Origin of the sequence: Arthrobacter sp. Hiyo1 (assembly GCF_001263615.2) — a bacterium.
Classification (GTDB): domain Bacteria; phylum Actinomycetota; class Actinomycetes; order Actinomycetales; family Micrococcaceae; genus Arthrobacter.
Genome location: NZ_DF952469.1, coordinates 953,974 through 954,870, shown reverse-complemented (window position 1 = coordinate 954,870; position 897 = coordinate 953,974). Strand labels below are relative to the sequence as shown.

The 897-nt window shown below is 64.5% G+C and carries 1 protein-coding gene and 1 pseudogene; both read right to left on the bottom strand.

The window, feature by feature from the left end; genetic code table 11:
* Positions 1 to 257: pseudogene (locus AHiyo1_RS08715) on the bottom strand (helix-turn-helix domain-containing protein); the annotation flags it as partial.
* A gap of 119 nt (positions 258 to 376) precedes the next feature.
* Positions 377 to 897, bottom strand: a 521-nt coding sequence (locus AHiyo1_RS08710; protein WP_059388298.1) for a PepSY domain-containing protein, incomplete at its 5' end; no start/stop codon positions are given.

Here is an 897-nt window from a genome sequence, read left to right as displayed (position 1 = left end):
GAACAAGTGGGCGGTTTCGGCGCGTCGAGCTTGAGGGCGTGGGCAATCGATTCGAGCACTTCGTCCGAGACACCTGTGAGGTTGCCGCGTTCCAGCCGCGCGTAGTAGTCCACGCTGACTGAAGCCAAGGTTGCGACTTCTTCCCGCCGTAACCCAGGCACCCGGCGGTTGGCACCCACAATGAGATTCACTTGCTCGGGTGTCACTTTGGCGCGGCGCGAGCGCAGGAACTCACTCACATCGTTTCGACTGTCCATGGATTCAGGCTACTTCCGGCACGGGAAGTGTGGGAGGTCCTGTCAGTACACCGTTTAAGCGCCGTGGGCGGATACGGCTGGGTGCCGTATCGCCCACAGCGCTTGGTTGCCTTGGGGGGTTAGTGACCGGGGCCGCCGGTTTCGGTTGCGGTGACCTTGAAGCTCGCATCGAGCTTGACGGTGGCGTGGGTGCCGTCTGACTTGGTGATGTGCGCTTCGTAGGCGGCGCTGCCGTCGTCTTCGGTGGTCATGTTCTCCACCGTGGCGCCGGAGTTGGCGGCCAGTACGGCGGCCTTCACTTTGGCTGCGGTGTCACCCGTGAGGTCGGTTTCGCTTCCGTGGTTGCCGTGGCCGCCCTTCCCGCCGCCCGGGCCGCCGGTTTCGGTTGCGGTGACCTTGAAGCTCGCATCGAGCTTGACGGTGGCGTGGGTGCCGTCCGACTTGGTGATGTGGGCTTCGTAGGCGGCGCTGCCGTCGTCTTCGGTGGTCATGTTCTCCACCGTGGCGCCGGAGTTGGCGGCGAGTACAGCGGCCTTCACCTTTGTTGCGGTGTCACCGGTGAGGTCGGTTTCGTTCCCATGGTTGCCGCCGTTCGTGGCGGGGGCGGATGGGCTGGCGGTCGAGGTGTCAGTAGTTGCGG